We start from the raw sequence: 15,087 nt of genomic DNA, 5'->3' as shown, positions 1-15,087 counted from the left end.
GGCCGTCACCCTTCACGGGAGGTGTCTGGACGCTGTTCACTGCGGGCCCCCGAATTCCTTCTGGATCAGCTGCAGCACTTCGTCGGCGCTGGCCGCCTGGTCCAGCGCGTCGTCGGCAACTGCTTCCTCGTCATCGGTGGCCGTGCCCTTCCGCCAGGTCGCCAGAAGGGTCTGCAACCGACCCGCGACATCAACCCGTTCGCCTTCGGCGCGGGACAACATCAGCAGGCTGGTTTCAAGGCGGTCGAGTTCCTCGGCTATCGAGGCCGTCGGCCGCGTTTCGTCGGGGGTCAGCTCCGCGCGGAGATGGTCGACGAGGGAATCGGGCGTGGGGTAGTCGAAGACGAGCGAGGCCGGCAAGGACAGCCCGGTCTGGGCGGCCAGCAGGTTGCGCAGTTCGACCGCCATCAACGAGTCAAAGCCCAACTCCCTGAACGCGCGGCCCGGTTCGACGGCCTGCACTCCGGTGTGGCCGAGCAACGAGGCGGCCTCCGTCCGGACCAGATCCAGCAGAAGCTGCTGCCACTGCCCGACCGGGAGTGCGGCCAGTTGTGCGCGCAGCCCGGCTTCGGTGCCCTGGCCCGGGGTCTCCGGTGTGAGGGTGGCTTCGGGGAGTTCGGCCAGTAGACGGCTGGGGCGTGCGGAGGCAAAGGCCGGGGCGAACCGTTCCCAGTCGATATCCGCCACCGTCATATCCACACCACCATGCCGAACCGCCTCGGCGAAGACCCGCAGCGCCAACTCGGCGTCCAACGGTCGTATGCCACCGCGCTGTAGGCGTTGCACGACCGAGGCATCCCCGGCCATGCCCTCCGCCCACGGGCCCCAAGCGATCGACACCGCCGGCAGACCACGCTGACGCCGCTCCTGCACCCACGCATCGACCGCCGCATTCGCCGCCGCATAGTTCCCCTGCCCGGGATTGCCCACCGTGCCCGCCATCGAGGAGAACACCACCAACCACTCAACAGGAAGCCCGACCGTCAACACATCCAAATTGCGCAACCCATCAACCTTCGGCCCCCACACCGACGCCAACCGCTCCCCCGACAAACCATCCAACATCGCATCATCCAACACCCCAGCCGCATGCACGACACCACTCAACGGCCACTCCGCCGGAATACCGTCGATCGCTGCGGCAAGAGCGTCCCGGTCCGCAACATCACAAGCAACAACCGTCGTCCGAGTACCAAGTTCAGCCAACTCCTCAACCAACCCCTCCGGCGCAACACCCCGGCGACCGGTCAACACCAAATGCGGCACACCCCGACCCGCCAACCACCGCGCCACCTCGGAGCCCAGGGCCCCGGTACCCCCGGTGATCAGAACCGTCCCGGAGGGAGCCGGGTTCCATGACTCGTCCACGGCCTCGGCCGGCATCGCCTGAACCAGACGGCGGCCATACACTCCAGCCCCACGCACCGCGACCTGGTCCTCACCGGCGACGCCCGCAGCCAGAACCCCAACAAACCGAGCACCCACCCGCCCATCCAACTCGGCCGGCAGATCGACCAAGCCGCCCCAACGATCCGGCACCTCCAACGCCGCAACCCGACCCAGACCCCACACCCCCGCCAGGTCAGGATTGACCAACCGATCCGAACCACCCACCGACACCGCACCCCGCGTCACCACCCACAACGGCGCCGACACCCCACCCAACACCTGGACCACGCCCAACACCTCAGCCACATCACCAGCCACCAACACCACGCCCACCACCTCGGGCAGCCCCAACACCTCCTCAACCGAAACACTCACCACCGTCGCACCGGCATCCGCCAACGCCGCAGTCACTTCGGCGTCCCCCGAACCGACCACTGCCCACGTACCCGACAACCTCGCCGACGGCAGCTCGGCCAACAGCTTCCAGGTAATCCGGTAACGCCACGCATCCTGGACTTCCCGCATCGGCAGCTGGGGCCAGTAGCGTTCGTGTTGGAAGGCGTAGGTCGGCAGGCTGACCCGGCGGCCGCCCCAGCCGGTGAACATGGCTGGCCAGTCGATGGCGGCGCCGGTGGTCCACAGGCGACTGAGGGCGGTGAGGGCGGTGTCGGTCTCGTCGCGGTCCTTGCGCAGGAGGGCGGCGAAGGTGGCGTCGGTGACGGTGTCCTGGGCCATACCGGACAGCACACCGTCCGGGCCGAGTTCGAGGTAACGGGTCACGCCCAACTCAGCCGTGGCGGCGACGCCGTCGGCGAAACGGACCGTCCCACGGACCTGCTGGAGCCAGTACTCGGGCTGCTGCATGGCGCCGGGCTCGGCTATGGCGCCGGGCTCGGCTATGGCGCCGGGCTCGGCTATGGCGCCGGTCAGGTTGGAAACGATCGGAATGCGGGCCGGGTTGAACGTCAACCCGGTCAGGACAGTGGCGAACTCCTCCAGCATCGGTTCCATCAGGGCGGAATGGAACGCGTGCGACACGGTCAGGATGTTGAACCGCCGCTCGTGCTGGGCGCATTCGACCGCGTAGTGGTTGATCGCGTCGATATCGCCGGAGAGGACCACGGAGTTCGGGCCGTTGACGGCGGCGATATCCAGGCCCGAGTCGGTGACATCGGCCTCGGTCGCCTCGACGGCGAGCATCCCACCACCAGCGGGCAGCGCCTGCATCAACCGTCCGCGCTCCGCGACCAACGTGCAGGCATCGTCCAGGGACAGGATCCCGGCGACGTGCGCGGCCGTGATCTCACCCAACGAGTGGCCCAGGAGGACGTCGGGGATGACGCCCCAGGATTCGACCAGGCGGTAGAGGGCGACTTCGAGGGCGAACAGGCCGGTCTGGGCCCATGCGGTCTGGTCCAGATCGGCGCCATCGGTCAGCACCGCACGCAGGGGACGGCTCTGCCGAACGTCGAACCGCGCGCAGACCGCGTCAAACGCCTCGGCGAACACCGGGAACGTCTCGTACAGGCCGAGGCCCATGCCGGGGCGTTGGGATCCCTGGCCGGTGAAGAGGAACGCGGTTCGGCCCTCGGTCGTGGCTCCGGAAGCCAGCACATCCCCGTCGCCGGACAGTACCGTGCGATGCTCCAAAGCGGCCCGGGTCGTCGCCAACGACCAGCCGATGTCGACCGCGTTCAGCTCGGGCCGCGCGTCGACGAACGACCGCAACCGTGCGACCTGCGCCCGCAACCCGGCCTCGGACTTCGCCGACACCACCCACGGCACCAACCCCGGCCGCTGACGCGTGAGTTCGGTAACCGGTTCCGGCTCGGGCGCCTGCTCCAGGATGACGTGCGCGTTCGTCCCACTGATCCCGAACGACGACACACCCGCCCGACGCGGCCGATCCACCTCCGGCCACGCACGCGCCCGCGTCAGCAGTTCCACGGCGCCCGCCGACCAATCCACCTGCGGGGACGGCTCATCCACATGCAACGTCGCCGGCAACACCCCATGCCGCAACGCCAACACCATCTTGATCACACCCGCCACACCCGCGGCCGCCTGCGTATGACCGATGTTCGACTTGATGGAACCGAGCCAGAGCGGACTGTCCTGGTCCCGATCCTGCCCATAGGTCGCCAACAACGCCTGCGCCTCGATCGGGTCACCAAGCCGGGTCCCCGTGCCATGGGCCTCGACCGCGTCCACATCGGCGCTGGTGAGGCGGGCGTTCGCCAACGCCTGGCGGATGACGCGCTGTTGGGAGGGGCCGTTCGGCGCGGTCAGACCATTCGACGCGCCGTCCTGGTTCACCGCACTCCCCCGCACCACCGCAAGCACCTGGTGCCCATTACGGCGCGCGTCCGACAGCCGTTCCACCAGCAGCATCCCGACACCCTCACCCCACCCCGTGCCATCCGCCGCCGCCGCGAACGCCTTGCACCGACCGTCCCCGGCCAACCCGTCCTGGCGATCGAACTCCACAAACGCACCAGGCGTCGCCATCACCGTCACCCCGCCGGCCAGAGCGAGTTCGCACTCACCCGACCGCAATGCCTGCCCCGCCCAATGCAACGCGACCAACGACGACGAACACGCCGTATCCACCGTCACCGCAGGACCTTCCAACCCGAACGCATAGGAGACCCGGCCGGACAACACCGCCGCCGCATTACCCGTGGCCGCATGCCCCTCACCCCGCTCCCCAGACGCAGCCAACAGGTGCGTATAGTCCTGACCATTTGTCCCCGCGAAAACCCCCACACTCCGACCCCGCAACGAACGCGGATCCATCCCCGCCGACTCAAACGCCTCCCACGCCGCCTCCAGCAGTAGCCGCTGCTGCGGATCCATCGACAGAGCCTCACGCGGCGAAATCCCAAACAACCCCGCATCGAAGCCATCCACGTCCGCAATAAACGCGCCCACACCACCGGGAACATCCGCCGGCCAGCCGCGATCCGTCGGGAACACCGACATACCATCCACCGCGCCATCCACCAGATCCCACAACTCCTCCGGCGACCCAACCCCACCCGGGAACCGGCACGCCATCCCCACAATCGCCAACGGCTCATCCACAGCCACGGCGGCCGAAACCCCCACCTCGGACGCCACCACAACACCAACACCAACATCGCCCGCCAGCTCCGCCGACAAATAAGCGGCCAACACCATAGGCGTCGGATAATCAAAAACCAGCGACGTCGGCAACCCCAGCCCCGTCCGCGCCGACAGAAGATTACGCAACTCCACAGCCATCAACGAATCAAAACCCAGATCCCGAAACGCCCGCCCCGGCTCAACAACCTGCCCACTCCCATGCCCCAAAACCGAAGCAGCCTGCTCCCGCACCACATCAAACAGAACCTGCTGCCACTGCCCGACCGGAATTGACGCAAGCCGCTGTCGCAGTCCCGACTCCTCGCCGTTTTCTGCGAGCAGCGCCGACGACACCATTGCGGCTGCCGGGAGTTCGGCCAGCAGACGGCTGGGGCGCGCGGAGGCAAAGGCCGGGGCGAACCGTTCCCAGTCGATATCCGCCACCGTCATATCCACACCACCATGCCGAACAGCCTCGGCAAAGACCCGCAGCGCCAACTCGACATCCAACGGCCGTACGCCACCGCGCCGGAGGCGACGCATCACCACATCGTCTGTTGCCATTCCTCCCTCGGCCCACGGGCCCCAAGCGATCGACACCGCCGGCAGACCACGCTGACGCCGCTCCTGCACCCACGCATCGACCGCCGCATTCGCCGCCGCATAGTTCCCCTGCCCCGCACTCCCCACCGTGCCCGCCATCGAGGAGAACACCACCAACCACTCAACAGGAAGCCCGACCGTCAACGCATCCAAATTGCGCAACCCACCGACCTTCGGCCCCCACACCGACGCCAACCGCTCCCCCGACAAACCATCCAACATCGCATCATCCAACACCCCGGCCGCATGCACGACACCACTCAACGGCCACTCCGCCGGAATACCGTCGATCGCTGCGGCAAGAGCGTCCCGGTCCGCAACATCACACGCAACGACCGTCGTCCGAGTACCAAGTTCAGCCAACTCCTCAACCAACCCCTCCGGCGCAACACCCCGGCGACCGGTCAACACCAGATGCGGCACACCCCGACCCGCCAACCACCGCGCCACTTCCGAGCCCAGGGCCCCGGTACCACCGGTGATCAGAACCGTCCCGGAGGGGGCCGGGTTCCATGCCTCGTCCACGGCCTCGGCCGGCATCGCCTGAACCAGACGGCGGCCATACACTCCGGCCGCACGCACCGCGACCTGGTCCTCACCGGCGACGCCCGCAGCCAGGACGCCGACAAGACGAGCACCGGCCCGCGCGTCCCGCTCGGCCGGCAGATCGACCAAACCGCCCCAACGGCCGGGCATTTCCAGGGCCGCGACCCGGCCCAGACCCCACACCCCCGCCTGGTCGGGATTGGCCAACCGATCCGAACCACCCACCGACACCGCACCCCGCGTCACCACCCACAACGGCGCCGACACCCCACCCAACACCTGCACCACGCCCAACACCTCAGCCACATCACCAGCCACCAACACCACGCCCACCACCTCGGGCAGCACCGACACCTCCTCGGCCGGGACACTCACCACCGTCGCGCCCGCACCGGTCAGCGCGGCCGACACCTCGGCATCGTCCGAACCCACCAGCGCCCATACGCCGGTCAACGTTGACGATGGGGGAAGACCGTCCAACGGTTTCCAGGTGATCCGGTAACGCCACGAGTCCAACGCCGTCTGTTCCTGATGACGTTGACGCCAGGCGGACAACGCCGGCAACGCCGACTCCAAACCGGCCAACTCCCGCGTGTCCCCACGCTCCACCGCATCCCAGAACGCCGCATCAACCAAACCGCCGCCAAGGGACCCGGAAGCCGACTCCGGCCAGAACCGCTCACGCTGGAACGCATACGTCGGCAGACCCACCCCACGACCACCAACCAACAACGCCGACCAATCCACCCCAACACCCACCGCCCACAACCGACTTACCGCAGTCAGAGCAGCATCCACCTCATCCCGATCCTTACGCAGCACGGGCACGAACACCGCATCCGCAACAGTCTCCTGGGCCATCCCCGACAGCACTCCGGCGGGCCCCAGCTCCACATACCGCGTCACCCCCATGGCGTCGAGCGTCGCGGCCCCATCGGCGAAACGAACCGTCTCACGCACCTGCCTCAGCCAGTACTCGGGCTGTTGCAGCTGCCCAGACTCAGCAACCGCCCCCGTCAGATTCGAAACGATCGGAATCCGAGCCGGGTTAAACGTCAACCCAGCCAAAACAGCGGCGAACTCATCCAACATCGGCTCCATCAACGCCGAATGGAACGCATGCGACACCGACAGAACACTGATCCGCCACCCCCGCTCCAAACACCTCGCCACACACACCCGAATCGCCTCAACAGCACCCGAAAGCACCACGGAGTTCGGGCCGTTGACGGCGGCGAGGTCAAGCCCGGAGTCGGCAACATCGGCCTCGGTGGCCTGGACGGCGAGCATTCCACCACCGGCGGGCAGGGCCTGCATCAACCGACCGCGCTCGGCAACCAACACACACGCATCGTCCAGCGACAGAACCCCGGACACATGCGCGGCCGTGATCTCACCCAACGAGTGGCCCAGCAACACATCCGGGGTCACGCCCCAGGACTCGACCAGGCGATAGAGCGCGACTTCGAGAGCGAACAGGCCCGCCTGCGCCCAGCCTGTCTGATCCAGCCCCACCCCATCGGTCAGGACCTCACGCAGCGAACGCTCCAACCGCGCGTCCAACCGGGCGCAGACCGCGTCGAACGCCTCGGCGTAGACCGGGAACGCCTCATAAAGGCCCAGGCCCATCCCCGCGCGTTGTGATCCCTGGCCGGTGAAGAGGAACGCGGTGCGGCCTTCGCTTGCGGTGCCGGTGGCGAGCACGTCTCCATCGCCGGCCAGGACGACCCGATGCTCCAGCCCAGCCCGCCTTGTCGCCAACGTCCAACCCACATCCACCGCGTCCAGCTCGGGACGCTCGGCGACGAACGACCGCAACCGGGCCACCTGAGCCCGCAACCCGGCCTCGGACTTCGCCGACACCACCCACGGCACCAACCCCGGCCAACCAACCGCGGATTCGGTAACCGGCTCGGGTTCGGGCTGCGGCGCCTGCTCCAGAATGACGTGCGCATTGGTCCCGCTGATCCCGAACGACGACACCGCCGCCCGCCGCGGGCGACCCACCTCGGGCCAGGAACGCGCCTCCGTCAACAACGCAACATCGCCCTCGGACCAGTCCACCTGCGGCGAGGGCTCGTCCACATGCAACGTCGCCGGCAACACCCCATGCCGCAACGCCAACACCATCTTGATCACACCCGCCACACCCGCAGCCGCCTGCGTATGACCGATGTTCGACTTCACCGACCCCAACCACAACGGTTCCCCACCCTCACCCCGATCCTGCCCATACGTCGCCAACAACGCCTGCGCCTCAATCGGATCCCCAAGACGCGTCCCCGTCCCATGCGCCTCCACCACATCCACATCCGCACCCGTCAACCGCGCATTCGCCAACGCCTGCCGAATCACCCGCTGTTGGGAGGGACCATTCGGCGCCGTCAAACCGTTCGACGCGCCGTCCTGATTCACCGCCGAACCCCGCACCACCGCCAGCACCTGGTGGCCGTTCCGCCGCGCGTCCGAAAGCCGCTCCACCAACAGCAGGCCGACGCCCTCGGACATGCCGGTGCCGTCCGCCGAGGCGGCGAAGGACTTGCAGCGGCCGTCCGAGGCGAGGTTGTCCTGTCGGTCGAACTCGGTGAAGATCTCGGGCGTCGCCAGGACGGTCACGCCGCCGGCGAGGGCCAGTGAGCATTCTCCGGCGCGCAGTGCCTGGATCGCCGAGTGGAGGGCCACGAGCGAGGAGGAGCATGCCGTGTCGACCGTGATCGCCGGTCCTTCGAGGCCGAAGGCGTAGGCGACGCGGCCGGAGAGCACGCTGCCCGCGTTGCCGGTGCCGAGGAAGGTTTCGACGCCGTCCGGGAATCGGCCCATGCCGGCGGCGGCGTAGTCGTGGTACATCACGCCGGCGTAGACGCCGGTCTGGCTGCCGCGCAGGGAGGTGGGATCGATGCCGGCCGATTCCAGCGTCTCCCAGGCGGTTTCCAGGAGCAGCCGCTGCTGGGGGTCCATGGCGAGGGCTTCGCGGGGGGAGATGCCGAAGAGTTCGGCGTCGAACCGGTCGGCGTCGGGGACGAATCCGCCGACGGGGGTGAACGGTGCGCGCCGCAGGGCTTCGTCCCAGCCTCGGTCGGTGGGGAACGGGGACATCGCGTCGGTGCCGCCGCTTACCAGTTGCCACAGGTCGTCGGCTGAGGTGACTCCGCCGGGGAGGCGGCAGGCCATGCCGACGATGGCGATCTGATCGTCGGTGGTGGCGGCGGCGGTGGTGGGGGCCGCCGCGGTGGGCCGGTTGCCGACGATCTGGCTGGTCAGGTGTTCGGCGAGGACCAGGGCGGTGGGGTGGTCGAACACGAGGGTGGCCGGCAGACGCAGGCCGGTCGCGGCTTGGAGGCGGTTCCGCAGGCGTACGGCGAGGAGTGAGTCGAAGCCGAGTTCCTTGAAGGGGCGTCCGGGTTCGACGTCCTGGGGCCCGGAGTGGCCGAGGACTCCGGCGATTTCGGTCCGGACGAGTTCGAGGACGGCTCGGGTGCGTTCGGCGTCGGGGAGTTCGGCCAACCGCCGGGTCCAGGTGTCGGCTGTGGCGGCGTCGGTGGCGCGGCGCAGTCGGCGGGGGGTGAGGGCGCGGAGCAGAGGCGGTGTGTCGACGTCGTCGGTGGCCGCCGTGTTCAGCCGGATGGGCAGCAGGTGTGGGCGGTTCGAGGCGCGGGCGACGTCGAAGAGTGCCATGCCGTCCTCGGTGGACAGCGCGCCGGTCAGTTCGGCCGCCTTGGCCGCTTCGCTGGCGGTCAGGTGTCCGGTCAGGCCGGTGGCCTGCTGCCACAGCCCCCAGGCGAGCGCTATGCCGGGGCGGCCTTCGGCGTGGCGTCGGTGGGCGAGGGCGTCCAGGAACGCGTTCGCGGCTGCGTAGCCGGCCTGGCCTGCGGCGCCGAAGGTGGCGGCGGCGGACGAGTAGAGGACGAACAGGCCGAGGTCGGCGTCGGCGGTGAGTTCGTGGAGGTTGAGCGCGCCGTCGGCCTTGGCGCGCAGTGCGGTCTCGACGCGCTGTGGGGTCAGCGATTCGATCGTGCCGTCGTCGAGTGTTCCGGCGGTGTGGATCACCCCGGTCAGTGGGGCGTCGTGCGGGATGGCGGCCAGCGCGTCGGCCAGGGCGGCCCGGTCGGCGACATCGCAGGCCACGATGGAGACGTCGGTGCCGGTTTCGCGGAGGGTGGCCGCGAGGTCGGCCGCGCCGGGGGCGTCGGGGCCCCGGCGGCTGAGCAGGAGGAGTCGCGGTGCCGCGGGGTCGCGTGCGAGTCGCTTTGCCACCAGGCTGCCGAGGACGCCGGTGCCGCCGGTGATCAGGACGGTTCCCCGGAGACCTTCGGGTCCTGGCGCGGCCTGGCGTTCGGCCGGTGTCGTGCGGACCACGCGCGGTACGAGGATCTCGCCGCCGCGCACGGCCAGTTGGGTTTCGCCATCCGCCAGGGCGTGGGCGATTCGTTCCCGGTCGGGCAGTGGCGCGGCCGGGTCGTCGGTGTCGAGCAGAACGAAGCGGCCGGGGTGTTCGGTCACCGCGCTCCGCGTCAGGCCCCATACGGCGGCGGCGGCCGGGTCGGTCGGTGCGTCGCCGCTGCCGGTGGCCACGGCGGAGTGGGTCAGCAGGATCAGTGGGGTGGACTGCGCGTTTTCGTCGCGGAGCCGCTGCTGGATGACGCCCAACGCGCGGACGGTCAGGGTGCGGGCGCGGTCGGCGGTCGAGGCGGGGGCGGCCGGGTCGGAGGCGGTGAGGTCTTCGAGCTGCCAGCGGGTGTCGCTGGCGGTGGCGTGGCTGGTCGGGAGGGGTTGCCAGGCGATGGCGAAGAGTGCGTCGCCGATGGTGGGCCCGGTGTCTGCGGTGGTCGAGGGGCGCACGGTCAGCGAGCGGATCCGCGCCAGGGGTGCGCCGGTGCCGTCGGCGATCCCGAGTGACACGGTGTCGGGGCCGGTGGCCGACAGCCTGACGCGCAGGACGGATGCGCCGGTTGCCTGGAGGGACACTCCTGACCAGGAGAACGGTACGGGTGTGGCATGCGGGTCCTGGAGGAGGCCGCCGATGCCGAGTACATGGAGTGCGGCGTCCAGCAGGGCGGGGTGCAGTCCGAAGCGGGCGGCGTCCGCGCTGGCGGTGGCGGGCAGTCGCACCTCGGCGAGGATGTCGTCTCCGGCGTGCCAGGCCCGGTGCAGGCCCTGGAAGGTCGGTCCATAGCCGTAGCCGGCTTCGGTCAGCGACGGGTAGAACCCGTCGAGATCGATCGGTGCGGCGTTGGGCGGCGGCCAGGTGGCGAGGTCGAGCACGTCACGGGTCGGGGCTTCGGGGGCGGCGACGTCAACAGGATGGGCGAGAACGCCGTCGGCGTGCAGGGTCCAGCTGTCGGCGGTGTCCTGCTGGGCGTGGATGGAGACGCCGCGATCCCCGTCGGGTCCGGGGGCTTCGACGCGTACCTGGATCCGGGTGCCGCCGGTCGGGGACGGCAACAGGGGCTGGTGCAGGGTCAGTTCACGGAGTTCGCGGTAGCCGACCTCGTGTCCGGCGCGGAGGGCGAGTTCGACGAAGGCGGTTCCGGGGACCACCACGCGGCCGTGGAGTGTGTGGTCGGCCAGCCAGGGCTGCGCGGCCAGGGAGAGCCTGCCGGTGAGCACCAGGTCTTCGGCGGTTGCCAGGGTGACGGACGCGCCCAGCAGGGGGTGGTCCGCTCCGATCAGGCCGGCCGCTGTGACGTCTCCGGGGCCGGTGCGGGGGCGGAGCCAGTAGTGCTGATGTTGGAAGGCGTAGGTCGGCAGCGGTACCCGGCGGCCGGTGAGGACGGTGGACCAGTCGACGTCGACCCCGGCCTGCCATGCCTCGCCGAGCGAGGCCAGCAGTTGGCGCATTCCGCCTTCGCCGCGGCGCAGGGTGCCGAGCGCGACGGCGGCGGCCTGAACGTCGTCGATGGTCTCCTCGATGCCGACGGTCAGCACGGGGTGGGCGGAGACCTCGATAAAGGTGCCGGCGCCCTGTCCCAGCAGAGTGCGGATGGCGTCCTCGAACCGAACCGTGGAACGCAGATTGTCGAACCAGTAGGCGGCATCCAGGCCGCCGTCGACGGGGGCGCCGGTGAGGGTGGAGAGCATCGGGATCTGGCCGATGGACGGGGAGACGGGGGCGAGGTCGGTGAGGATCCGCTCGCGCAGCTGCTCCATCTGCGCCGAGTGCGAGGCATAGTCCACGGCGATGCGGCGGGCACGGATCCCGCGCTCCTCGCACTCGGCCAGCAGTGCCTCCAGGGCCTCCACTTCGCCCGAAACCACCGTGGACGACGGCCCGTTCACCGCCGCAACGGAGAGGCCTGGACTGTTTGCGGTCAGGTCGTCGACGGTCTCCCTGCCGGCGGCCACCGACACCATCCCACCACCACCCGCAACCGCCACCAACGCCCGCGACCGCAACGCCACCACCCGCGCAGCGTCCCCAAGCGACAACCAACCGGCCACACACGCCGCGGCGATCTCCCCCTGCGAATGCCCCACCACCGCCGAAGGCACCACACCGGCGGAACGCCACACCTCGGCCAACGACACCATCACCGCCCACAACACCGGCTGCACCACATCAACCCGCACCACACCGTCATCACCGTCGAGCAGCACCCCGGTCAACGACCAGTCCACAAACGGCGCCAACGCCGCCTCGCACTCGATCAGCCGCTCCCGGAACACCTCCGAGGACTCCCACAACCCCCGCGCCATCCCCACCCACTGCGAACCCTGACCAGGAAACACCCACACCACACCACCCGAACCCGCCGCCACCGAAGAAGCCCCCGACAACCCCGCCAACAACTCATCCCGCCCCGCACCCACCACCACCGCACGATGCTCCAACCCAGCCCGCCCCATCGCCAACGACCACCCCACATCCACAGGACTCAACTCAGGCCTCTCGGCCACAAACGACCGCAACCGCTCCAACTGCCCCCGCAACGCCCCCTCCGACTTCGCCGACACCACCCACGCCGTCACACCCCCAACAGCACCACCGCCATCAACCGCCGCAACCTCCGGCCCCTGCTCCAAGATCACATGCGCATTGGTGCCGGACATCCCAAACGACGACACAGCCGCGCGCCGGGGCCGATCAACCTCGGGCCACTCCCGAGCCCCCGTCAACAACGACACCGCACCCGCCGACCAGTCCACCTGCGGCGACGGCTCATCCACATGCACCGTGGCGGGCAGCATCCCGTGCCGCAGCGCCATCACCATCTTGATCACACCCGCCACACCCGCAGCCGCCTGCGTATGACCGATGTTCGACTTGATCGACCCCAACCACAGCGGGCTGTCCTGGTCCCGCCCCTGCCCATACGTCGCCAGCAGCGCCTGCGCCTCGATCGGGTCACCGAGCCGCGTCCCCGTCCCATGCGCCTCCACCGCGTCGACATCCGCCGTCGTCAACTGAGCGTTGGCCAGGGCCTGTCGGATGACGCGCTGCTGCGAGGGGCCGCTCGGGGCCGTCAGGCCGTTGGACGCGCCATCCTGGTTGATCGCGCTGCCGCGCACCACGGCAAGCACCTGGTGACCGTTGCGGCGCGCGTCCGAGAGGCGTTCCAGGACCAGCATGCCGGCGCCCTCGGACCAGCCCGTTCCGTCGGCTGCCGCCGCGAAGGACTTGCAGCGCCCGTCGGCGGCGACGCCGCCCAGCACCTGGAACTCGGTGAAGATATCCGGGGTGGTCAGGACCGTGACGCCGCCGGCGACGGCCAGTTCGCACTCCCCGGCACGCAGCGCCTGCGCGGCCAGGTGCATGGCGACCAGGGACGACGAGCATGCCGTGTCCACGGTCACCGCCGGGCCCTCAAGGCCGAAGGTGTAGGCGACGCGGCCGGAGATGACGCTGGTGGCGGAGCCGGAGACGAGATGTCCGGCGGCCTCGGGCGGGAGGTCGGTGCCGACGCCGTAGTGGCTGGAGCCGGCGCCGAGGAACACGCCGGCCGGTGTGCCCCAGAGGGTGGTGGAGTCGATGCCCGCGTCCTCGAAGGCTTCCCAGACGGTTTCGAGGGCCAGGCGTTGTTGCGGGTCCATGGCCAGGGCCTCGTGGGGGCTGATGCCGAACAGGCCGGCGTCGAAGCGGGTCGCCGTGTCGAGGAAGCCGCCGCGCAGGGCGAAGCGGGCGTCGGCGATGGCCGCTTCCCAGCCTCGGTCGGTGGGGAACGCGGTCATCGCGTCGGTGCCGCCGGCGAGGAGTTGCCACAGTTGTTCGGCGCTGTCCGCGTGGCCGGGGTAGCGGCAGCTCATGCCGACGATGGCGATGGGGTCGTCGGCCACTCCGGGCTTCGCGGGTGTCGTCGTCGGGGTGGCTGGTGTCGCCGTGGTGGCGAGGCGGCCGACGAGTTCGCCGAGGAGGTGTTCGGCGAGGACGGCCGGGGCCGGATGGTCGAAGACGAGGGTGGCGGGGAGCCGCAGGCCCGTGGCGGCGGCGAGGCGGTTGCGGAGTTCGACGGAGGTGAGGGAGTCGAAGCCGAGGTCCTTGAAGGCGCGGCGGGGTTCGATCGCCTCGGCGGAGGCGTGGCCGAGGACGAACGCGACCTGGGCGCGGATGACGTCGACGATCAGCGGGATCTGTTCGTCGCGTGGGAGGCCGGCGAGGCGGTGGGTGAGGGACGGGGCGTCGGTGGCCGGGGTGTTGACGGCGCGTCGTGGGGTGGGGCCGGCCAGGTCGGTCAGGATCGGGGGGACGGGGGTGGCCGTGGAGTTGAGGGCTTTGACGTCGAGGTTGGCGGGGACGATATGGGGTCGGTGGGTGGTGCTGGCCTCGTCGAAGAGGGTGAGGCCGCGTTCGGCGGACAGGGGGGCGCCGAGGCGGGCGGCGCGGGTGAGGTCGACGTCGGTCATGCGGCTGGTGACGCCGCTGGCGTCGGCCCACAGGCCCCAGGCGAGTGCCACGGCGGGTAGTCCGTGGGCGCGTCGGTGTCGGGCGAGGGCGTCGAGGAAGCTGTTGGCGGCGGTGTAGCCGCCCTGGCCGGCGGGGCCGAGTTGGGCGGCTACGGAGGAGTAGAGCACGAACGCGGCGAGGTCGTGTCCTGCGGTGAGTTCGTGCAGGTTGATGGCGGCGTCGACCTTGGGGCGCAGGGCGCTGTGCAGCCGTTGGGCGTCGAGTGTTTCGAGGACGCCGTCCTCGGCGACGCCGGCGGCGTGGACCACGGCGGTGAGGGGGTGGGCGGTCGGGATGTCGGCGAGGGCGGCGGCGAGGGCGGTGCGGTCGGCGGTGTCGACGGCCTTGACGGTGGTGTGGGCGCCGAGTTGGGCGAGGTCGTCGACGAGTTGGGTCGCGCCGGGGGTGGCGGGGCCGCGTCGGCTGAGGAGCAGCAGGTGGCGGGCGCCGTGTCGGGTCGCGAGGTGGCGGGCGAGTTGGGCGCCGAGGGTGCCGGTGCCGCCGGTGATGAGGATGGTGCCGTCGGGGTCGGGGGTGGTGGGGATGGTGACGACGTTCTTGCCGAT

The 15,087-nt window shown here is 69.9% G+C and carries 1 protein-coding gene (running past one end of the window); it reads right to left on the bottom strand.

From position 1 onward, the window contains the following. Nucleotides 1-36 precede the first annotated feature (36 nt). Nucleotides 37-15,087 carry the 3' portion of a type I polyketide synthase gene (locus tag AOM46_RS35735; RefSeq protein ID WP_267887835.1) on the bottom strand. It continues 13,086 nt past the right edge of the window, so only the last 15,051 of its 28,137 coding nucleotides appear in the window; its start codon lies beyond the right edge, outside the window; the stop codon is at nt 37-39.

It is taken from the genome of Streptomyces sp. NBRC 109706, from assembly GCF_000974485.1.
GTDB lineage: Bacteria > Actinomycetota > Actinomycetes > Streptomycetales > Streptomycetaceae > Streptomyces.
The sequence above is the reverse complement of the archived record's forward strand: the minus strand, read 5'-3'. Positions and strand labels throughout refer to the sequence as shown.